The sequence below is a fragment of the Oceanobacillus alkalisoli genome, from assembly GCF_022213125.1.
GTDB classification, from domain to species: Bacteria; Bacillota; Bacilli; order Bacillales; family Amphibacillaceae; genus Oceanobacillus; species Oceanobacillus alkalisoli.
Genome location: NZ_JAKNRA010000008.1, coordinates 101,058 through 122,288, shown reverse-complemented (window position 1 = coordinate 122,288; position 21,231 = coordinate 101,058). Strand labels below are relative to the sequence as shown.

General features: G+C 39.4%; 23 protein-coding genes, 1 pseudogene and 1 riboswitch. Of the genes and pseudogenes, 21 read left to right on the top strand and 3 right to left on the bottom strand.

Annotation, left to right across the window (positions count from 1 at the left end):
* Positions 1-85: 85 nt before the first annotated feature.
* The 8 genes from L3V42_RS11490 (at position 86) to L3V42_RS11455 (ending at position 6,012) form a co-directional block, all read left to right on the top strand.
* On the top strand, positions 86-397 hold the full coding sequence (locus tag L3V42_RS11490; RefSeq protein ID WP_235762160.1) for a hypothetical protein: 312 nt from the start codon (positions 86-88) through the stop codon (positions 395-397).
* 42 nt (positions 398-439) lie between these two features.
* Positions 440-973: a GNAT family N-acetyltransferase gene (locus tag L3V42_RS11485; RefSeq protein WP_255783462.1), complete on the top strand. Its 534-nt coding sequence runs from the start codon at positions 440-442 to the stop codon at positions 971-973.
* Positions 974-1,358: 385 nt separating this feature from the next.
* Positions 1,359-1,610: a PH domain-containing protein gene (locus L3V42_RS18530; RefSeq protein ID WP_369412889.1), complete on the top strand. Its 252-nt coding sequence runs from the start codon at positions 1,359-1,361 to the stop codon at positions 1,608-1,610.
* Between the two features lie 569 nt (positions 1,611-2,179).
* Positions 2,180-2,830 (top strand): hypothetical protein, encoded by a 651-nt coding sequence (locus tag L3V42_RS11475; RefSeq protein ID WP_238472037.1) that lies wholly within the window; start codon positions 2,180-2,182, stop codon positions 2,828-2,830.
* Entirely contained in the window at positions 2,817-3,575 is a 759-nt protein-coding gene (locus L3V42_RS11470; RefSeq protein ID WP_235762158.1) for a cytochrome c biogenesis protein CcdA, read from the top strand. The genes L3V42_RS11475 and L3V42_RS11470 overlap by 14 nt, the downstream gene beginning before the upstream one ends.
* A gap of 18 nt (positions 3,576-3,593) precedes the next feature.
* Entirely contained in the window at positions 3,594-4,199 is a 606-nt protein-coding gene (locus L3V42_RS11465; RefSeq protein ID WP_235762157.1) for a redoxin domain-containing protein, read from the top strand.
* Between the two features lie 39 nt (positions 4,200-4,238).
* Complete coding sequence (locus tag L3V42_RS11460) at positions 4,239-4,922, top strand: response regulator transcription factor (RefSeq protein WP_235762156.1); 684 nt, start codon at positions 4,239-4,241, stop codon at positions 4,920-4,922.
* The gene (locus L3V42_RS11455) at positions 4,915-6,012 is read left to right on the top strand and encodes a HAMP domain-containing sensor histidine kinase (RefSeq protein ID WP_238472036.1); all 1,098 of its coding nucleotides are present in this window, start codon (positions 4,915-4,917) and stop codon (positions 6,010-6,012) included. The genes L3V42_RS11460 and L3V42_RS11455 overlap by 8 nt, the downstream gene beginning before the upstream one ends.
* Before the next feature lie 33 nt (positions 6,013-6,045).
* Here L3V42_RS11455 and L3V42_RS11450 read toward each other — a convergent pair.
* Positions 6,046-6,352 (bottom strand): annotated as a pseudogene (locus L3V42_RS11450) (NAD(P)/FAD-dependent oxidoreductase); the annotation flags it as partial.
* A 251-nt stretch (positions 6,353-6,603) separates the two neighbouring features.
* Positions 6,604-6,648: riboswitch (PreQ1 riboswitch) on the top strand.
* A gap of 7 nt (positions 6,649-6,655) precedes the next feature.
* Between L3V42_RS11450 and L3V42_RS11445 the strand changes: the two are divergent.
* The 11 genes from L3V42_RS11445 to L3V42_RS11395 all read left to right on the top strand — a co-directional run bounded on the left by L3V42_RS11445 (position 6,656) and on the right by L3V42_RS11395 (position 18,492).
* On the top strand, positions 6,656-7,162 hold the full coding sequence (locus L3V42_RS11445) for a QueT transporter family protein (protein WP_235762154.1): 507 nt from the start codon (positions 6,656-6,658) through the stop codon (positions 7,160-7,162).
* A 479-nt stretch (positions 7,163-7,641) separates the two neighbouring features.
* On the top strand, positions 7,642-8,769 hold the full coding sequence (locus tag L3V42_RS11440; protein ID WP_238472035.1) for a trans-sulfuration enzyme family protein: 1,128 nt from the start codon (positions 7,642-7,644) through the stop codon (positions 8,767-8,769).
* 39 nt (positions 8,770-8,808) lie between these two features.
* On the top strand, positions 8,809-10,008 hold the full coding sequence (locus L3V42_RS11435) for a CynX/NimT family MFS transporter (protein WP_238472034.1): 1,200 nt from the start codon (positions 8,809-8,811) through the stop codon (positions 10,006-10,008).
* Between the two features lie 13 nt (positions 10,009-10,021).
* On the top strand, positions 10,022-10,213 hold the full coding sequence (locus L3V42_RS11430) for a hypothetical protein (RefSeq protein ID WP_238472033.1): 192 nt from the start codon (positions 10,022-10,024) through the stop codon (positions 10,211-10,213).
* Positions 10,214-10,462: 249 nt separating this feature from the next.
* The gene (locus tag L3V42_RS11425; RefSeq protein WP_238472032.1) at positions 10,463-11,767 is read left to right on the top strand and encodes a pyrimidine-nucleoside phosphorylase; all 1,305 of its coding nucleotides are present in this window, start codon (positions 10,463-10,465) and stop codon (positions 11,765-11,767) included.
* Positions 11,768-11,811: 44 nt separating this feature from the next.
* A complete protein-coding gene (deoB, locus tag L3V42_RS11420) occupies positions 11,812-12,993 on the top strand; it encodes a phosphopentomutase (protein WP_238472031.1) in 1,182 nt (393 codons plus the stop codon).
* Between the two features lie 11 nt (positions 12,994-13,004).
* Positions 13,005-13,829 carry a purine-nucleoside phosphorylase gene (locus L3V42_RS11415; RefSeq protein ID WP_235762148.1) on the top strand — a complete coding sequence of 275 codons (825 nt, stop codon included), beginning with the start codon at positions 13,005-13,007 and terminating at the stop codon, positions 13,827-13,829.
* A gap of 77 nt (positions 13,830-13,906) precedes the next feature.
* The gene (deoC, locus tag L3V42_RS11410) at positions 13,907-14,557 is read left to right on the top strand and encodes a deoxyribose-phosphate aldolase (protein ID WP_238472030.1); all 651 of its coding nucleotides are present in this window, start codon (positions 13,907-13,909) and stop codon (positions 14,555-14,557) included.
* Between the two features lie 56 nt (positions 14,558-14,613).
* Positions 14,614-15,909 carry an NCS2 family permease gene (locus tag L3V42_RS11405; RefSeq protein ID WP_235762146.1) on the top strand — a complete coding sequence of 432 codons (1,296 nt, stop codon included), beginning with the start codon at positions 14,614-14,616 and terminating at the stop codon, positions 15,907-15,909.
* A gap of 505 nt (positions 15,910-16,414) precedes the next feature.
* A complete protein-coding gene (locus L3V42_RS11400; protein ID WP_310739798.1) occupies positions 16,415-17,134 on the top strand; it encodes a GntR family transcriptional regulator in 720 nt (239 codons plus the stop codon).
* Positions 17,135-17,304: 170 nt separating this feature from the next.
* Positions 17,305-18,492, top strand: coding sequence for a NupC/NupG family nucleoside CNT transporter (locus L3V42_RS11395; protein WP_238472029.1), 1,188 nt, complete (start codon positions 17,305-17,307; stop codon positions 18,490-18,492).
* 173 nt (positions 18,493-18,665) lie between these two features.
* Here the strand turns inward: L3V42_RS11395 and L3V42_RS11390 are convergent, their stop codons facing one another.
* Both L3V42_RS11390 and L3V42_RS11385 read right to left on the bottom strand, forming a co-directional pair.
* Positions 18,666-19,361 carry an HAD family hydrolase gene (locus L3V42_RS11390; protein ID WP_238472057.1) on the bottom strand — a complete coding sequence of 232 codons (696 nt, stop codon included), beginning with the start codon at positions 19,359-19,361 and terminating at the stop codon, positions 18,666-18,668.
* Between the two features lie 20 nt (positions 19,362-19,381).
* Positions 19,382-20,260, bottom strand: a complete 879-nt coding sequence (locus L3V42_RS11385) for a fumarylacetoacetate hydrolase family protein (RefSeq protein ID WP_238472028.1) — start codon at positions 20,258-20,260, stop codon at positions 19,382-19,384.
* Positions 20,261-20,475: 215 nt separating this feature from the next.
* Between L3V42_RS11385 and L3V42_RS18320 the strand changes: the two genes are divergently transcribed.
* The gene (locus L3V42_RS18320) at positions 20,476-20,760 is read left to right on the top strand and encodes a type II toxin-antitoxin system Phd/YefM family antitoxin (RefSeq protein ID WP_235762143.1); all 285 of its coding nucleotides are present in this window, start codon (positions 20,476-20,478) and stop codon (positions 20,758-20,760) included.
* Entirely contained in the window at positions 20,753-21,058 is a 306-nt protein-coding gene (locus L3V42_RS11370) for a type II toxin-antitoxin system RelE/ParE family toxin (RefSeq protein WP_238472027.1), read from the top strand. The genes L3V42_RS18320 and L3V42_RS11370 overlap by 8 nt, the downstream gene beginning before the upstream one ends.
* Positions 21,059-21,231 lie beyond the last annotated feature (173 nt).

Below are 21,231 nucleotides of genomic sequence, written 5' to 3'. Positions count from 1 at the left end.
GCAGATCTCAAGTAGTTCTTCAAACGAGTCTTATTTTGAAACTTCTGCAAGCTCCTAATCGTAATGATACGAGGGAGGGATAAGTATGAAACTTTTATTTTTTGTTCTACTGTTTGGATTCATTTTATTTTTAAACCTCGGACTTTATTTGCCATCTTTAATGTCAGTTGATGAGGAAGACATAGGGAAAAATGTAAGTCGTTTAAAGAAACATAAATGGTTTCAAGAATTGTTGAGTGATAAAGGATTTAAACAACTAATTATCCACGATAAAGATGTACGTAAAGTTATTGGAAAGTTCAATGATAAGAAGATTGATAAGGAGTTTTTTCAGAATAGATATCGAAAAAAATTAGAAAACATTTTACAGCAAAAGCTAAATGATAATTTAGCCTAAGAGGTGGGACCAGTGAGTATAAGGATAAATAACGAACTTGAAATGAGACCATTAACAGAAGCAGACTTGAAGCCTTTATGGGAATTGACATATAAAGAGTCAAATCCGGAATGGAAGAAATGGGATGCCCCTTATTATGACCACGTGGCGTTAACATATGATGCTTTTCTAAAAGAAATGGGTCCATCTCTTATTCAACAGGATAATCGCTGGGGGCTGTTTGTCAAAGGGAAATTGATTGGAACGGCATCTTATTATTGGGAGCATAAGCCTTCAAATTGGCTTGAAACTGGCATTGGTATTTATAACCCGGAATATTGGAACGGTGGACATGGTACCATCTTTTTTAAAACATGGATTGATCATTTGTTCAACACAATGCCTTTAGTCAGAGTGGGCTTTGCTACATGGTCCGGGAACCAGCGTATGATGCGGTTAGGCGAGAAACTGGGAATGAGTTTGGAAGGGAGACTAAGAAAATGCCGGTTTTACAATGGCATATACTACGACTCTATTCGAATGGGAATATTAAGAGAAGAATGGGAGCAGCTAGAGGTTTTAAAACGGTCAGAATAAAAATAAGATTGTTAGTATCACATTAGGCTTAAAGGCTGGATACAACGTTCTGATCGAGTAGAAACGAAGTATTTGAACAGTTATCTTGCTTGGTTTCAGGCCCTTGAACTATTAAACTTTTCATATATATGTTGAACTTAAGTTTTTCACTTCTGTATAGGAGCGGGTCCATCTATTAGAAAGTTATGTTGCTTAAATTCGCTTTTGTCCGATAGAACCCACCTACGAGACATTTTTCATGGATATATAGTTGATTGTGTTTAATTGTGTTCTCCTACTAGGTCATAATTACAAGGAAAACATGTGATAAAATATTTAGTTCAACTTTCATAGCAATTTCATTCCTTCGAGGTGATAAAATGTATTTTTCGTCAAAAAAAGACTTATGGATGACAATTATTATTTGGTTGTCTGCAATTTTTTTATTGTTCCAACAGTTTTCTATCCAGATTTTGGAGTTTGGATGACCCCTAATTTCTTAAACAAGCAATGTCTAATGTGGATTTGGCTCAAGACTGGATATACTATCAAAAATAATATAAGGATTGATGAAGTTCATAGTATTAGGGAAACTAAAAACCCATTTACAGCTCCTGCACTTTCTATAAATAGGGTTGAAATTAATTATGGAAAGTGAATGAATTTCATAATTACCAGAGTCGGCTTTTCCATCACCGTATGTAGTTGGGAACGAATCAACTCAACTACATATGGTGATGGTGAAGCATTAAATACGCATTATGAAATTCATTAAAGTATGAAACAATTCAAATTTCCCCTAAAGAACTAAATTTAATGAATTAAATGATTTTTTAGATCGTATTCTCGAATATGGAAATTATACGGCACACCTATCGATCCAAGAAATTAAACAACGGAACTCGGCGAGTGCCAATTGTTTTTTTAAAAAAGTATGATACCTAAAGCATCATCACAAATTGATTTTTAAAGAAGCTATAGTTAACCAGATATCTAAAGCTCGAGACAAAGCATAATTTCTCACGGGCTTTTTCTTTTGCTTCTATATTTGTATGGATTAGGATTGGTGATTTAATGGAATCCTCAAATGATTGCTTACTTTATTTTCATCTATCTTAGACATTGATTACTAAATCTCTTGCTTGAACAATATAATATTTTCATCAAACTTTCATATATAATGTGTACGCTTGGAATTAAGAATGCTGAGATAAAGGAGCTAAGCCATTGGCGCAAATAAGTAAATTGATACCTATAGGGGTTTTTGCTCTCGCTATTTTAGCGGGGTTTTTATTCTTTTATTTAACGAGTAACTTATCGAAAAAGAATAAAAAAATACATATCGAACAAATGATTTCGGAGCTGATAAATGTTGTTATCTTCATTTGGGTCGGGAAAATTTTAACGAACCTTAAGCTGTTCATACAAGACCCATTAGCAGTGCTTGCTTACCCTAGCGACTCTAAAGCATTTTATCTTGCTATTTTAATCAGCGGGATTATCCTGTTTATAAAAGTGAAGAGGGGAAAAATAAATGCTGTCCCATTTATGAAATCATTTATTCCCGTGATTTTAGTCGCTTCTTTTGTATATGAATTCATTTATCTCGTTTGGCTTCAAACTGGTGGTACAATTGGATATTTTATTTTAATCACATTGCTTCTCATCTTCTATTATATTGCACATGATCAATTGCCTGAAAAGCTGCTGTTTATCATGTTATTAGTTGTTTGGTCTGTTGGAGTGTTTATTCTTTATTCGATACAACCATTTGTTACCGTGTTTGGTTATCTAATAGCACCTTGGTTTGTTTGGGTATTTTTTACAATAAATATAGTTATTATTTTAAGAAAGAGGGATCGTCATGGGCGGAATTGAAGCAGATACATTATTGATTGCGGGCACGTTTCTTGCGATTGGAGCAGGGGCGTTATCATTTTTATCCCCTTGTGTACTTCCGATTTTTCCAGCGTACATGTCATACATAACTGGAATTAGTGTGAAAGAGTTGCAAGAAGGCAAAAATGCGAAAATCAGAAAGGAAATTCTTAGTCATTCCCTAATCTTCCTTATTGCCGTGTCACTTGTCTTTATTAGTCTTGGTGCAAGTGCATCTTTCCTTGGGCAGTGGGTACAAGGTTTATTAATAGGGGATTCAGGGTTATTTATTCAGCGGATTGCGGGTACCCTAATTATATTCATGGGATTATTCGTCGGCGGCTGGGTTACAATTCCAACCTTGATGAAGGAAAAACGGTTTCAGTATACGAAAAAGCGGGTGAACTACCTCGGGACATTTTTAATTGGACTCGGATTTGCAGCGGGATGGACACCATGTATTGGGCCGATTTTCGGTTCCATTTTGCTGCTTGCGGCTAGTAATCCGGGGCAAGGTATTTTTTATACGGTCATGTATGTAGTTGGCTTTTCTTTGCCGTTTCTTGTCTTAAGCTTTTTCCTCGGTTCCACGAAATGGATTGTGCGCCATAGTGGAGTCATTATGAAATTCGGTGCTGTCGTCATGATTCTTATGGGGCTCGTCCTTTTCTTAGGGTGGATGCCGCAAATTACTGGTTTCCTGCTTGATTTCGTTGATGATACATGGTTATCAAGGTTAGGATAACATTAGGAGGCTTTTGGGATGAAGAAGTTAATTCTTATCATTGTATTTGTTCTTATGTTTGGCTGGGCGGTCTATGAGTTTGTTGGAGACTCCGATTCAGCAGCTATAGAAGAGGTAGAGAACACGTCTACAGCGGAAACAAGCGCCGAAGAAGGTGCGAGTGTATCGAGCAATATAGAAGTCGATGAGAGTAGCGGTAAGGAAGGATTGGATCTTGGTGATATGGCTCCTGACGTTAAGCTGAAGACATTGGAAGGGGAAGAGGTACAACTATCCGATTTCCGCGGGGAGCGTGTCATGCTGAATTTCTGGGGTACTTGGTGCCCGCCTTGCCGAGCAGAGATGCCAGATATGGAGAAATTCCATCAGAATACAGACATAAAGATTGTTGCAGTAAATTTAATTGAAACAGAGACGAGTCTTGATGATGTACATGAATTTATCGATGATTTTGGGCTCACCTTCTCGGTTTATACCGATGAAGGGAATGCTGCAACGGAAGCGTATCGCATTCAGCCGATTCCGACATCCTATTTAATCAACTCGGATGGAACGATTCATAATAAAGCTTTTGGTGCATTGAATTATGAATTGATGATTCAAGAGTTTGAAAAGATGAAATAATGTTCTATTTCTCATACAATGTGATAGAGGTGCCATATGATGAAACAGAATATATTAGTTGTTGAAGATGATGAAATGATCCGGAGGCTTGTAAAGATTTACTTGGAGAAAGCCGGATATGACGTATTGGAAGCAGCGGATGGTGAGGAAGCACAAGAAGTCTTTTTGACTCACCGTCCTTGCTTGATTATTCTTGATTTAATGTTGCCGAAGCTTAGTGGTGAAGAATTTTGTAAATGGGTGAAAGAGCGGGCGGGATATGAGGTTTCTGTTATCATGCTCTCTGCAAAAACGAAGGTGGAAGACCGGATTAATGGTCTGAAGATTGGTGCGGATGACTATTTGCCAAAACCGTTTGACCCAGATGAATTAATCGCGCATGTGGAAGCAGTTCTCCGCCGGACAGGCCAGTTTTGTCAAAAATTAATTTACGATGGATTATGTATTAAACCGCGAAAAGGAGAAGTCTTGTTATATGATGATGAACTCCATTTAACGAAACATGAATTTAATCTTCTTTATTACTTTATGGAAAATCCGAATGTCGTCTTATCGAGAGAAAAGCTGATTGATCAATTATATCCGAACGTGGATAAGACGGTATTGGATCGGACGATTGATGCGCATATTAAGAAGTTAAGAAGTAAAATTGAAGTCAATCCGTCAACTCCAACACGAATTCAAACGGTTCGAGGAATGGGGTATAAATTTGTCCATGAATAAAAAGAAGACATCCTTGTTACCGAAAAATTTTCTCTTTCGCTTAACTTTCATCAATATTTTTATCGTATCTATATTTATTGCTTTAAGCAGCTGGGCAGTCTACAATACGGCTTGTTTCCTTGTGGATAGTATGGGGACAATGACTGGAACGAATCAGACGAAATTCAATAAAACGCTTTATTATTATTTATGGATTTTCAGTTTAATCGCAATGATTACGGGGAGCATTGCCCATTTTTATTTAACGAAACGATTAATTCATCCGTTGAAGAGACTGATTGAATCAACGAAAAGTATGAAGAAAGGGAATTACCCGGAACCGATCGAGGTTACCTCAAGTGATGAAATAGGTCAGCTGACAAGTAACTTTAATGGCCTAGCTCATCAGTTGAAAAAGAATCATGAACAGCGGCAGAAATTAGTGATGGATTTATCACACGAGGTACGGACACCGCTTGCGAACTTAAACGGCTATTTATATGCGTTAAAAAATGGAGTAATTGAAGGCGACCCTGCTTTATATGAATCTCTTTATCAAGAATCAGAACGGCTGACAAAGATGATCACACAACTGGAGACGTTAAAGGAATGGGATTATATTTCCGAACAATCATTCTTTGAAAAAGAAATGGCTCCTATTGGCAAATTACTTCATGAAACGGTTAAAATGTTTGAATGGCAGTTGAAAGAGAAACAGATTGCAGTAGAAATCGATGCTGAAGATGCGGACTTATTAGTAGATAAAGAGGGAGTTTTGCAAGCAATTAGTAACTTGACTGAGAATGCGATTCGCTATTATTCTGGCGAAGGTATCATTTCGATTAAAGGAGAAAGGTTAGCGAACGAATACTATATTGCGATTACTGGTCCAAGTTATCCGATTACGGAAAAAGAGGGAGAGAAGCTCTTTGAACGATTTTACCGAGTAGATCCTTCGCGAAGCCGTGATACGGGAGGTTCAGGCCTTGGCCTAAGTATTACGAAGGAAATTATTGAACAGCATAAAGGCGACATTGGTTGGAAGACTGATGAGGCTAAAAATACATTCTGGTTTACATTGCCTTTAGAAACTGCGTGCACTAGCAGGTAACTTGATAAAATGAAATATAGTGGGTACCATTATTTATACTTTAACTTTTGCATGCGCCTTTAAATGCTCAACATATTCCTGTGCAGCCTCAGCAGCAATACTGCCATCTCCCGTAGCTGTGACAATTTGCCGAAGTGTTTTTTCGCGAATGTCTCCAGCAGCAAACAACCTTCTCATTTGCAAAAGCACGTTCTTGCAGGATTTTCTGTGCACGAAGTTCATCACGTCGGTGGACGATCATTACTTTCGAAGCGAATCTTGTTAAATACATTCCTTCTTCAACCGCAGAGTCTCCCCCGCCGATAACGACGAGCTCTTTATCTTTAAAGAAAGCACCATCTCATATGTCGTAATTATGATGCTACCGGTATTTTTAGTCATGGATCAAATACCTTTTTATAATAGTATTATAGATTACCTGTTTAATAATAAGTCCGCACTGTGAGAAAGTGCCGGGCACTTGTTTAATGAACATAGATAAATTGTATGAACTCCACCTCATATACTGGTGGTTTTTTTTGTTTCAATCACTAGCTCGCTCAACATTTGCAGAAAGGCGAGTATGTACCTTATAATGAATGACGGATTAAAAATCCCGTGGTTCGAGACCATCCCACGCTAAAAAACTAAGGGAGAGATGAAAATGAAAATAAGGACACTTGTTGTAAATGCGCTCGTTGCAGCGTTGTATATTGCGGTGTCTGTACTTGTTGTGCCTTTTGGTTTTACTCAGATTCAGTTTAGGATCTCGGAAATGTTCAACCACCTCATTGTCTTTGATAAGCGCTATTTCTTTGGAATAGTCGTCGGTGTCTTCCTTTATAACTATTTATTTTCACCGTTGGGCTGGTTTGATCTCGTGTTTGGTGTTGCACACTCGGCCATTTCACTTGGCATCATTGTGCTGCTCGGCAGATACATTAAAAACATATGGATATTACTCGCTGCAAATACAGCTGTTTTCTCCTTTAATATGTTTATTATTGCCTTCGAGCTAAATCTGGCACTTGAATTTCCATTCGCCATTACATGGTTTACAACAGCTGTCAGTGAGTTCATTGTTTTAGCTGTAGCGATTCCGATTATTTATGCTCTAAATAAACGGCTGAAATTTGATCAACTGATGAATCATAATAGACTGGCTCGTTAGCACAGAAGGCCGCAGTTTTTATGCTGCGGCTTTAGTTATATGAATGAATTTCATAATTACCAAAGTCGGCTTTCCCATCACCATATGTAGTTGGGAACGAATCAACTACATATGGTGATGGTGATGCATTAAATACGTATTATGAAATTCATTAATATATAGGAAACTGTAAAAATGTTGTGGATAACTTAGATATTCAGGGTTAGCCACGTCCACTCTGTGCACAGCAACTAGCAAATCTTTTGATGGCACGAGCAATCTACAGTCCCAAACTTCACACTCCTCCAATCGATAAAGAAGACTCGGCCATTCGGTCTTTGTGAGGCTTAGTCGCTCTTATATCCTTGCGCCTTTGTTTATTAGAAAGACGTTATTCAGACGACATTTATACGACTTAATAACTGAACCTTTAAAAATATCTACAATTAATATAGTATTATATCAATAGACGACAAAAATTTTGAAAGTAGGGAAAGAATATGCGTTTTGAAACAAAAGCAATTCATGTAGGGCGAGGAATTGACCCGTTGACAGGGGCAGTTACAAGTCCGCTTCACTTATCTACTACATATGAACGAGCTGCAGATGGCTCGTATACAAATGATTTCATGTATAGCCGCGGTGATAATCCGAATCGGCGTGCGCTGGAAGAGTGCCTGACTTCGCTTGAAAATGGCTATGATTGTGTCACTTATGCTTCTGGGATGGCGGCAATTTCTTCTTTAATCGAAGCACTCCCAGAAGATTTACCACGCCGGATTGTGATGCCGGATGATATGTATTTTGGTATTCGGGCACTCATATCGGAGACGGATATTGGAAGGAGATTTAATATAGTCGTCGTTGATATGACGGATCTTGCAGAAGTGGAAAAGGAAATTCACTCTGCACCAACTGGTCTCGTCTGGATGGAGACACCATCTAACCCACTTGTGAAAATAGTCGATATCGAAGCAATTACGAAAATTGCACAAAAAAGAGGGGCTTACACGGTCGTTGATAATACATGGCCGACTCCAGCACTACAGCGTCCGCTGACGTTTGGAGTAGACTTTTCCCTTCATTCCGTTACGAAATATATTGGCGGTCATAGTGATTTAATGGTTGGCGCGATAGTAGCTAAATCTGATAGCCCTTATTTAAAAAATTTACGTGCTTGGCAGCATGAAAAAGGTGCTGTCCCTTCGCCATTTGATTGCTGGCTCGCTCTGCGCGGTGTGCAGTCCTTATCACCCCGGATGAATGTACACTGTGCGAATGCTCTAGAACTATCGAAGTTTCTTGAGGCACATCCGAAAGTTGAAGCAGTCCATTACCCTGGTCTTCCTAGTCATGCAGGGCATAAGGTAGCTGTGAAACAAATGAGTTCATTCGGTGGGATGTTATCATTCCAAGTAAAAGGCGGAGAGGAAGAAGCAATGGGAGTCGCTGCGAAGGTGAAAATATTCACCCGTGCAACAAGTTTAGGTGGGACACACAGTCTCATTGAACATCGTGCCTCTGTTGAAAAAGATAGAACAATGGCTCCCCTGAATTTATTGCGTGTGTCTGTTGGAATCGAAAATATAGAAGATCTGAAAGAAGATTTAACACAGGCATTAGAATAATTACGTGAAGAATCGTAGGTAGTATGGAGGCAGCAATACATGGGTCTAGATTCAGAGAAAATAGAAAGAAATGCGAAGATTAGTTTTTTATTAGTTGCAGGAATTATGCTATTTGCTTCTAACTTGCGTGTCCCGATCACATCAATTGGCTCCCTTGTACCCGTTATCCGCGATAATTTAGAAGTGAGTAGTTCGATTATGGGTTCCATTTCAACATTGCCACTGCTCGCATTTGCATTTGTTTCTCCTTTTGTACCTAAATTAGCGAACCGGATCGGCATGGAGAAGACGATATTTTTAGCGATGATGCTATTAGGTCTTGGGATTGTTGTGCGGTCTGCTAATGGAATCAGTACATTATTTATTGGAACCGCGTTGATTGGTATTACGATTGCATTTGGAAATGTGTTGCTTCCAGGTTTAATAAAAATGCGCTTTCCATTTAAAGTAGGCTTAATGACCGGTCTTTATACGATATTCATGAATATATTTGGTGCACTAGCTTCTGGAGTTAGTGTACCTTTATCGAATATTGAAGGTTTTGGCTGGAGAGTTTCATTAGGAATATGGGTCACATTAATCCTGATTGCTATCATTTTTTGGTATCCGCAAGTAAGAAATCCACAGCCTCAACCTGAATTAAAGCTTGAACAGAAGAAAGCAAAAATGTGGACTTCTGCTACTGCTTGGTATGTAACGATTTTCATGGGTTTTCAATCATTGATGTACCTTACCCCGCTAACCTGGCTGCCTGATATTTTGCAGTCTCACGGATTTTCGCTCAGCCAGGCAGGCTTGATGATTTCGGTGATGTTGTTAGGCCTTATTCCAGTGAACTTTATCATCCCGGTGCTCGCAGACCGGATGAAGAATCAAAAATTATTAGGAGCGTTTACGGGGATCGTTTTCTTCCTTGGTTCAGCAGGATTATTTAGCAGCAATCTTAGTATTCTTATTATTTCCGCTCTACTAATCGGAGTTGGATGTGGAAGTGGCTATAGCTTATCGATGATGTTCTTTACATTACGAACTAAAAATGGTTACGAAGCTTCTGATTTATCCGGGATGGCCCAATCGATTGGCTATCTTATCGCAGCGACCGGGCCAATTGCATTCGGCGGATTTTATGATGTAACGGGCAGCTGGACGGCGCCGATTATCATACTAATGGCGATTGGAATAATTATTGTGATAACGGGAGTGCTCGCAGGCCGGGATATCGTTATTGACAGTTATTAATGGAGGTAACAGGATGCTGAAAGAACAAGTCCATATTGCCGTACCGACAGCTTTTTTTGAAGATGAATCATTAGATTTGGAAGGAACGATCAACCATATTAGAAATCTTGATGGACAAAGAGTTAAATCTGTACTAGAATTCAGCACAACAGGAGAACAGCATAGTCTAAGCAGCAAGGAGAAGCATAGCTTGAGGTCATGTTAAATGACACTCAAGCTATTTCTATTTAAAAAAACAAATTCCGGGTACTCTATAATAGAAGCTATTTTAAGCTCGGAAAGCAGTATAATTTTTTGATTAATTTAACAGTTGACTTGTAGGACGTCCAATCATATACTTGGGTTGTAGGACAACTGAAAGGGTTTTCTTAAGTGATGTTGTTCATGTGGATTATATGAATGGAATGGAGCAATTGAAAAATCATCTATATAATGAAAAGGAAGGTGCTTTAAAGTGAGAATGGTGGATGTTCTTGAAAAGAAACGTGATGGTTATGAATTAACAAAAGAGGAAATTAACTTTGTAATTGAAGGGTATACGAATGGTGAAGTCCCAGATTATCAAATGTCAGCATTCTTAATGGCTGTTTATTTCCAGGATATGACAACAGAAGAGCGGGTAAATTTAACGAAAGCGATGGTTGAATCTGGAGATCAAGTTGATCTATCAGAAATTGATGGTGTGAAAGTCGATAAGCACTCTACTGGAGGGGTAGGAGATACAACAACATTAATTCTTGCCCCTCTTGTAGCTGCTGTAGGTGTCCCGGTTCCGAAAATGTCTGGTCGTGGTCTTGGTCATACCGGTGGCACGGTTGATAAGCTGGAATCCATTGCAGGATTTCAGGTTGAAATCGACCCGAAAACGTTCATTGAACTTGCGAATAAAAACAAAGTCGCCGTTGTCGGCCAAAGCGGTAACTTAACACCTGCTGATAAAAAAATTTATAGCTTGCGGGATGTAACGGCTACGGTAAATGCAATTCCCTTAATCGCAAGTTCGATTATGAGTAAGAAAATCGCTTCCGGTGCAGATGCAATTGTCTTGGATGTGAAGACAGGCTCTGGTGCTTTCATGAAGACATTGGAAGATTCCAAGGAATTGGCTCATGCGATGGTGCAAATCGGAAATGGTGCTGGAAGAGAAACGATCGGTGTTATTTCAGATATGAACCAGCCGTTAGGTTTTGCAGTTGGTAATGCGCTTGAAGTCAAAGAAGCGATTGATACTTTAAGAGGAGAAGGACCAGTTGATTTACATGAACTCTGTCTTGAGCTCGGTAGCCGTATGGTTTATCTCGGGAAGAAAGCAGATTCCATCGAACAAGCGAAAGAAATGCTTGAAGAAGCAATCAAGTCCGGAAAAGCGATTGAAACATTTAAAACAATGATTGCGGCACAAGGCGGGGATGCATCGATTGTCGATGAACCGGAAAAACTACCTAAAAGCTCTTACACTTTTGAAGCGGAAGCGAAGGAAGATGGATTTGTCTCGGAAATCATTGCAAACGAAATTGGGATTGCAGCAAGTTTACTTGGAGCAGGACGCTTAACGAAGGAATCCGAAATCGACTTAGCAGTTGGTCTGGTATTGAATAAAAAGATCGGTGATGAAGTGAAGAAAGGTGAGTCCCTTGTAACGATTCATAGTAACCAGGAAGATGTAGCGGAAGTAATGGAGAAGATTTACGATTCTTATTCCGTTTCAAAAGAAAAGGTTGAAAAGAACCAGCTAATTTATGATATCATTTACGAATAAAAAATGGAGTTAACCAACAGATAAACATAAAGGAGTGACCGATAATGAAACATGCATTTAAGCGGGTATTTATAGTTGTGATGGATTCCGTTGGTATCGGAGAAGCGCCGGATGCTGAAAAATATAATGATGTAGGAGCGGACACTCTCGGTCATATTGCCGAGCATATGAATGGAATTCATATGCCGAATATGGCGAAATTAGGGTTAGGTAACATCCGTTCTTTTAAAGGTATTGAACCTGCAGAAAATCCACTTGCCCATTACACAAAAATGGAAGAAGCATCTGCTGGAAAAGATACGATGACGGGACACTGGGAGATTATGGGCCTTTACATTGATACCCCGTTCCGAACGTTTCCGGACGGTTTCCCAGATGAAATCATTCAAAAGATAGAAGAGAAATCCGGTCGGAAAGTGATTGCAAATAAACCAGCGTCAGGAACGGAAATCATTGAAGAACTAGGGAAAGAACATATGGAAACAGGGGCGCTGATCGTCTACACATCAGCAGACTCTGTGTTGCAAATCGCGGCACATGAAGACATTGTCCCGCTGGAAGAGTTATATGAAATCTGTAAGTATGCTCGTGAGGTGCTAAATGATCCGGAGTATATGGTCGGTCGTGTGATTGCCCGTCCATTCATCGGTGAAGCAGGCAGCTTCGAGCGGACAGCAAACCGTCATGACTATGCTTTAAAACCATTCGGACGAACAGTCATGAGCGAATTGAAAGATGCGAATTATGACGTGCTGGCGATTGGTAAAATTTCTGACATTTTTGATGGAGAAGGTGTAACCGAATCGATCCGGACTGTCTCTAATATGGATGGTATGGATAAATTACTCGAAACGATGGATATGGACTTTACTGGCTTGAGCTTTTTGAACTTGGTTGACTTTGATGCGAAGTTCGGTCATCGCCGCGACCCTCAAGGATATGGTGAGGCATTGGAAGAATATGACGCGCGACTTCCGGAAGTCTTTGATAAATTAAGGGAAGATGATTTACTGATCATTACAGCAGACCATGGCAATGATCCTGTTCATCATGGAACAGACCATACGCGGGAGTATGTCCCGTTAATCGTTTACCATAAAGGAATAACAGCAGGAAAAGAATTACAAGTACGGGAGACGTTTGCTGATATTGGTGAGACAGTTGCGGATAACTTCCAAGTTAAAAGCCCTGAATATGGGAAGAGCTTTTTAGACGATATAAAGTGAGGTGGAGAGACATGAATAAAGAATCGATTGTAAAAGCGGTACATGTTATTGAAGAAAAATTAACAAAACGCCCGGAGATTGGGCTCATTCTCGGATCTGGCCTTGGTGTTCTCGCAGATGAGATTAAAGATCCAGTGAATATCTCATACGCAGATATTCCAGGGTTTCCGGTCTCGACGGTAGTAGGTCATGCCGGGCAGCTTGTCATTGGCGAACTCGAAGGGAAAACGGTGCTCGCCATGCAAGGGCGTTTCCATTTTTATGAAGGTTATGGGTTAGATGAAGTGACATTCCCTGTGCGCGTGATGAAGCAGATCGGTATCGATAAAGTCATTGTCACGAACGCTGCAGGTGGGGTGAATGCAGATTTTGAAGCGGGCGATTTAATGCTGATTACCGATCACATTAATAATGTTGGAATAAATCCGCTAATTGGTCCGAATGATGAAGACTTAGGAGTTCGTTTCCCGGATATGTCTACTGCTTATGCCTCTGATTATCAACAACTGGCAGAGCAGGTCGCCCGGGATTTAGACATTAACCTGCAAAAGGGCGTTTACGTCTGGAACAGTGGACCGAGTTATGAAACACCAGCAGAAATTCGCATGCTGCAAAAAGTAGGCGGAGACGCGGTAGGGATGTCGACGGTTCCAGAAGTAATTGTAGCCCAACATAGTGGAATGAAAGTACTTGGGTTATCCTGTATTTCAAATATGGCTGCAGGTATCTTAGATCAACCTTTATCTCATGAAGAAGTAATTGAAACGACTGAAAAAGTGAGAGAGGATTTCCTTAAACTCGTTAAAGGAATCGTGAACAAATTACCAGGTGAATGAATTTCATAATTACCAAAGCATTAAATACGTATTATGAAATTCATTAAGGTACGAAAATTTAAGAAGAGGTGGAAGAGATGACGAACAATCTAGCAAAAATGATTGACCATACATTACTGAAAGCAGATTCCGTGAAGGATCAGATCGTAACACTTTGTAAGGAAGCTAGGGAGTATAACTTTTACTCAGTGTGTGTCAATCCAACTTGGGTGAAAGAGGCAGCGAAGCAATTAGAAGGATCAGATGTTGAAGTCTGCACGGTTATCGGCTTCCCATTAGGTGCCAGTACACCGGAAACAAAAGCATTTGAAACTAAAGATGCAATTGCAGATGGAGCGACCGAAGTAGATATGGTTATTAATATCGGCGAATTAAAAGCAGGAAACGATAAAGCAGTAGAAAATGACATCCATTCGGTTGTAAATGCCGCAAAAGGTAAAGCGCTAGTCAAAGTAATTATTGAAACGAGTCTCCTTACAGACGAAGAAAAGGTTCGTGCTTGCGAGCTTTCTGTTAAAGCAGGCGCAGATTACGTAAAAACTTCAACTGGATTTTCTACTGGAGGAGCAACCTTGGAAGATGTGAAACTCATGCGTGAAACAGTGGGACCGGATATTGGCGTGAAAGCCTCCGGTGGTGTGCGTGATAAAGAAGATGCACACGCAATGATTGAAGCCGGTGCTAGTCGAATCGGTGCAAGTTCCGGAATTAAAATAGTCACGGAATAAGCGAATAGAAGAACAGACTGGGCGGGTCGAGGGATTTTAAAAAGGAAGTAGACAGATTGAAAGAAAGATTAAATCGAATAACTGGAGTTTATGATAAAGGATCAAACGTAAAAACTGAGATTCTGGCAGGTCTGATTTCATTCTTTGCGATTGTTTACATTATTGTGGTGAATGCGACGATACTTTCGGATGCTGGGATTCCGATTGAAGGTGCGGTCTGGGCGACGATTTTAACGTCGATGTTCGGCTGTTTCATTGTCGGGTTTGGTGCGAATGTACCTCTAATTCTCGTGCCGGGTATGGGTTTGAACGCGATGTTCACGTATACGTTCGTCCATGCCATGGGGTTAACGTGGCAAGAAGCATTGGCGGTTGTATTTGTAGCAGGGCTTGTTTTTGTTCTCATATCATTTACACGATTAGCGACGATACTTGCTCAGTCGATTCCAGGGACGTTAAAAGAGGCTATTACGGTTGGTTTAGGACTGTTCCTTGCACTTATTGGTTTAGAGAAGAGCCATATTATAGTGCACGGTGAACATTCCATCATTGCGCTTGGTGATATCGGGAGCCTCGAAGTGTTGGCATTTGTGCTTACATTTATTATAGCGCTTGGATTATTTCTCCGTAGCATGCCGGGACATTTTCTCATCACCATCTTTGTCGGTACAATGATTGCTTGGATGTTTGGTCTGATTGATTTTAATCAGGCAGAGGGGGCTGATTTATCCTTAGCTGATTACGCAGGTGTTTTCAATGCGATGTCTTTTGATGGAATCAGGTCCCTTACATTTTGGATTGCTGTATTTTCCCTGACGATGGTCCTTGTGTTTGAAAATATTGGTCTCGTAGGTGGCCAACTGAAACAAGCAAAAAGGGATGAACAATATACGCCGGCGATTCGTTCGATCTCCATATCGTCTATGTTGAGTGGACTATTTGGTACGAGTCCGACTGTGTCCACAGTTGAAGGGACCGCTGGGATTGCGGCAGGTGGTAGGACGGGTATTACTTCTATAGTTACCGGCCTACTGTTTCTTGTGGCATCCCTTTTTATCCCGGTTATCAAGTTAATTCCAAGTACAGCGATATCGCCAATTCTCATTATTATTGGTGGGCTGATGGTGCTCAATATTAAAAACATCAACTTTAAAGATTTGTCAGATGCATTTCCAGCATTCATCATTATAATGATGATCCCATTCACATACAGTATCGCAGATGGAATCGCATTTGGATTCATTGCCTATCCAATAGCAAAAATTGCTGTAGGGAAACGCAAAGAAGTATCCATGCCGTTATACATCATTACCCTGTTGTTCATTATTAATTTTGTATTACAGGCGATATAATGGAACAAAGGCGGAAGCGCCCTTGCAGGTTAAAAACGCGATCGTCTTCGCAACACCTGCACTAGCACATCCTGTAGTCGCAGCAACGTACAAACTGTGCCTCCAGGATGGGAGGTAGTTCGATGTTGCCCCAGGAAGGGGCGAACTTAATCGAACCTCCTTTTTACCAGAAGGAAGATAAAGGAAACATGCCCCTTTAGGGGGAGACGTGAGTTGGGCTTTAGCCCGAATTTAAACGGCCCTCCTTTCGTTATGAGCCGATGTTGACTTTCACCACAAGGGTATTAGTGCGACTAAGCCTCACAAAGACCGAACGGCTAAGTCTTCTTTATCGATTGGAGGAGTGTGAAGTTTGATAGTTGCTGGGCGCAGAGCGGACGTGGCTCGTGCTAGCCATTTTAGTTATCCAACTCCCCCCTTTATTTTAATTATCGGACTTTGTTAATTGTATTGAAAGCGTTCTGACCATGCTATACAATATGAAAATGGAGAGGAGAGCGCTCACGTGAAAAGTCACTATCAGAAACCCCGTTACTTGATTGTCATCGAACAAATCAGAGAAAAGATAAATAATGGTGAATTAGAGCCTGGGGAACAGTTACCATCCGAAACAGCGTTAGCAAAGGCACTAGGTGTATCAAGAAACACATTACGGGAAGCATTACGAATACTCGAGGAAGAAAATATTGTTATTCGTAAACATGGGATTGGAACATTCGTTAATCGGGTACCTGTTTTTCAAGGTGGTATTGAAGAACTATTCAGTATTACCGAATTGATCGAAAGAGAAGGAAAAATTCCAGGAACAGAGATTTTGTTTACTGGTTACGTTGAGCCGCATCGGGATGATGTCGAAGAACTAGAATTAGAAGAGGACGAGCAGGTATTCTTAGTGAAGCGTGTTCGAACAGCGGATGAAGTCCCTTTGGTTTATTGTATTGATAAAGTTCCGGATAGTATTCTTCATAAAAGGTATAAACTAAGAGAAGAATCAATTTTCAACTCATTAAGAGATGCTGGCATTGTGATTAATCACGCCGAATCTAAGATTAATACGATCGCCTATCACGACGAAATATCAAAAATCATGAATTGTGACCAACATACGCCGCTACTCGTGTTGCGACAAGTGCATTTTGATGAGTTGAACCGTCCCGTACTTTATTCGATTAACTATTTTCGTTCCGACCAAATTACATTTAACGTATTAAGGAAAAGGATATAAACGAGCGGCTTTTTAAATAAGCATGGTATGCTTCCAGAACTCTGGAAGCAAAACTTAGCAGTTTACTTGTAGGACGTCCAATCATGCACAGATAAATGACAAAAGTTAGAATAAATTTTTATATTATGTAAGCTGTTTCAATGAAACGGCAAAATAAAGGAGGAAAAATAATGGACATTATCCTTGGTATCGTAGGGATTGCCGTTATCCTTGGCTTAGCATATCTTGTTTCCAATGATAAGAAGAACATTAATTTAAAAGGTATCGGAATTATGCTGGCCTTACAGCTGCTTATTACGTGGTTCATGTTCGCGACTGAAATTGGGGCCATTATTATTAATGGTATTTCTGCTGTCTTTAATAAGCTGATTGAATTCGGACATGAAGGGATTGGATTCGTTCTTGGTGGATTTGAACTCCAAGAAGGTGGCGTCTTCTTCTTCAACGTACTATTACTTATTGTATTCTTTGCCACACTTCTTTCCGTTTTAAACTATTTAAAAATATTACCAACGATTATTAAATGGGTCGGTGGCTTGGTATCTAAGATTACCGGGATTCCAAAAATTGAATCCTTTAACGGAGTAAACAGTATCTTTTTCGGACAATCAGAAGCTTTAATTGCAATTAAAACCCAGTTTCATCATTTAACGAGTAATCGACTCTATATGGTTAGTGCTTCTGCAATGAGTTCGGTATCAGCTTCCATTGTTGGAGCATATATTCAAATCTTGCCGGCAGAGTATATTCTTGTATCTTTACCACTTAATATGTTTGGTGGCTTAATCATTGCATCGATTATTGCTCCAATTAATGTTCCGAAAGAAGAAGATGTGGTGGATGTTCAAGATGTCAGTACAGATAAGAGTGTATTTGAAGCAATGGGAAATGGTGCACTCGACGGTGGTAAAATTGCTTTAATCGTTGCCGCTAACCTGATTGCATTTATCGCAGCATTGGAATTAGTCAACTGGTTAATTCAATTTGTTTTAGCAGGTGTTACACTCCAACAAATCTTAGGATATATCCTTGCGCCGCTATCCTTCTTAATGGGAATTGCGCCAAGTGAAATTATTGAAGCGGGTTCCATTATGGGAACGAAGATTGTTACAAATGAATTCGTTGCGATGCTTGAATTCCAGCCATTAATGGAAACTATGTCTGAGAAAACGATTGGGATCGTCAGTGTTTTCCTAACGAGCTTTGCTAACTTCTCATCCATTGGAATTATTGCTGGAACAGTGAAAGGGATTGACGGGGAAAAGGCAAGTGTTGTTTCCGGATTCGGTATGAAGCTTCTATTTGGTTCTATTCTTGTTTCGATTCTTTCAGCTACAATTGCAGGTCTTTTCCTATAATTGTATTAGATAAAATATTCTAAATCAGCTAGAAATCATCGGTAAAAAGATGACTTCCAGCTGATTTTTATTTTCTTTTCTTCATAACGTAAACTGAACCCCGTCAAGAGGGGCTAGGTAGCTTAGGAAAATAATCCCTCACTTACCTGCTAAAGTGCATGAGGGATTATTTTTTACTCAAACATTCTTTTTATTAAATCGAAAAGCTCTGGAGTAGAGGAAACCGTACTCGTTGCGATATTATCCTCTCGTTTTTCATTTCTTGGGTTAAACCAAATCGAATTCCAGCCTGCTTCCCGAGCGCCAATAATATCATTCGGATAACTGTCTCCAATATACCAAGTTGTTGCTTTATCAAGTTGGAATCTCTCTTCCGCCAGTTGAAAGATTCCTTTGTCTGGTTTAGCAATGCCTTCTTCCCCGGAAACGAAAATCTTTTCTGGTGTAAAATACGTTTCTAAACCAAGATTTTTTATTTTATTACGCTGATGGACTTTTGGCCCATTCGTTATGATGATGCTTAAAACTTCTTTCTCAATTAGAAAATCCAAAATTTCGGTAATTAAGGGATAAACTACAATTGCTTGCTGATACTGTTCATACGTTTTTTGAAAAACAATCGCTTGTTCCTCGTTAATCTCCAATCCTAATTGTTGAAGTGTTTCTTTAATCCGGAAAATATGCGATTGTTCCAATGTCCAAATTTGATTCTTCTCTTTAACGAAAGCTATTTCACCATTTATCTGAAATGTCTCATGGAACTTCCAAAAATCGATTCGGTTGTCTTGGATAAATCCTTGGAAGGCTTTCTTGAGCGGTTGTGCTCGGTCATAGAGCGTGTCATCTAAATCAAAAGCTAATGTATAAATTCAAATTCTCTCCTTCAATTCTAGACAAGTTTATTTATTAATCTCCCAATGTTTTCAATCGTTACTTCCATTTCATCCCCGGCTTGCAGCCATGTTTGATTTTCTGGTGCGTATCCTAAAATAACGCCTTCTGGAGTACCAGAGAAGATAACATCCCCTGGTTTTAGTGTCATATATCGGGAAATATAACTAATTAAGGTTGCACAATTGAAAATCATTTGTTCCGTGTTGCTGGATTGTCTAACCTCACCATTGATTTTACACTCAATATTCAGGTTTGTCGGGTCAAGCGCATCACTTGTAACGAGATAAGGCCCAATTGGAGCAAACCCGTCAAGCGTTTTTCCGAGCATCCATTGTCCCGTCTTCATTTGCAAGTCCCGAGCAGATACGTCATTTCCGACACTATATCCATATACATAGGACAGTGCCTCAGCTTCCGTAACGTTACGGGCTTCTTTTCCGATTACAATAACAAGCTCTGCTTCATAGTCATATTTTTCAGCAGATTTAGGTAAGGGAATCGTTTGTTTATGCCCGGTCAGTGCATTATTAAATTTACTGAAGAGCACAGGAGATTCTGGTATTACCATATCTGCTTCTTCTGCATGAGAAATGTAGTTTAATCCGACACATAAGATTTTTTCCGGGTTGAGAACGACAGAGTCGAAGGAAACATCCTCTTCATGTAAGAAAAAGGATTGTTTACTTGTTTCAAGAGCGGCAATAACACGGGCTAGTTGTTTTTCTCCTTCTTTTCCAGAACGAATTAATTCATCGATCGTTTGTGGAAGTGGCAAGCTATTTAGCATGGCGGCTCCACTTAAATTAAAAAGTCCTTCTTCTGTTTTAAGGCTGAGCACTCGTTTGTTGTTTTTAATTACATGGCCTAGTTTCATTGTTATATTTCCTCCTTTGTTCGGTATATGTAAAACTTTCATAATTAAATGGTAACATTTTTGGTAAGAATTTAAGAGAGGGAAATGCGAAACGCCTCATTATATACTTAATTTTTGCATTAATAAACTTTATAAAGAGGACGACTAATCAAGTTCCGTTGCTGATTTAGCATAATTATGATAAAATTATGCTAAAATAATGGTGGGGTGATAACATGCCATATATTAGACCAGTATCGGATTTACGAAATAATTTTTCTGAAATTTCAAGGGTTGTGCACGAGTCGTCGGAACCAATCTTTTTGACAAAACATGGTTATGGAGACATGGTTGTGATGAGTATGGAAGCATATGAAAAAAAAATATTTGAAAGTGAAGTATATTTTAAGTTAAGAGAGGCAGAGTTACAAGCTAAGTCAACGGAAAAACGATATCCACATGAAGAAGTGTTTTCAGATTTAAGGTCTAAACTTGCTAAAAAGGTTAGCGAAGATGTATGATTTGAAATATTTGCCCCTTGCATTAGGTGATATAGAATATATAATTAATTATATTTCTGATCATCTTCAAGCTCCACAGGCTGCTCTCGATTTACTGGATACTTTAGATGAATCTATATTTAGGCTCAAACAATTTCCTTATTCCTGTAAGGTATATCAGCCTGTAAGAGAAATGGAAAACGAATATAGGATTTTATTAGTTAAGAATTACGCCGTTTTTTATACAGTTACTGAAGAAACGGTTGAAATTCACAGAGTTGTATATGCAAAAATGGATTTGACAAAAGTAATAAAGTAATTGTTGGTTTAAGCGGAAAAGACCTGGAAATCCTATGAATAAAGGGGATTTACAGATATCTTCTTTTATCTCACACTAATCATCCAGCAACTTTTTGGGCTCTTCCTAAACTTTTAGGCCACTTCTATCCCTAGACATCCTGCTGACTATTCATCTTTTTTCACCGAATACCT